Origin of the sequence: Mesorhizobium sp. M00.F.Ca.ET.216.01.1.1 (assembly GCF_004010325.2) — a bacterium.
Lineage (GTDB): Bacteria > Pseudomonadota > Alphaproteobacteria > Rhizobiales > Rhizobiaceae > Mesorhizobium.
Genome location: NZ_SADR02000253.1, coordinates 1 through 364, shown reverse-complemented (window position 1 = coordinate 364; position 364 = coordinate 1). Strand labels below are relative to the sequence as shown.

The following is a 364-nucleotide window of genomic DNA, read 5'->3' as shown; positions in this document are numbered from 1 at the left end:
CCGCCGGACCGGCGACCGCGTCAATATCGAAATCGACACCATGGCGCGCTATGCCGCACGATTGGTGGAGGCGGCTAAAGAAGGGCTTTGATGGTTCAGGCCGAAGGCAGAAGGCGGTCGATCATCGACGGATGAGCTTTGAGGTGCTGGCGGATATCGATGCTGGCCGAGTGATTGATCAGAAAGAGATCGAGGCTTGGGCCAGAGACCTGGAGACTGCACCAACACGTCGGCCTGATTAAATTACGCAGCGTCGCATAGTAACATCTTCCGCTTGCGATCAACCCGGCTTCGGCCTAAGTCACCGGCGATCCCCCGGAGACTTTTATGGCTGGCATATCCGAACACGGCAAAGCGTTCATTC

General features: G+C 57.1%; 1 pseudogene. It reads left to right on the top strand.

The window, feature by feature from the left end:
* Positions 1 to 91, top strand: a pseudogene (locus EN859_RS40050) (riboflavin synthase); the annotation flags it as partial.
* Between the last annotated feature and the right edge of the window lie 273 nt (positions 92 to 364).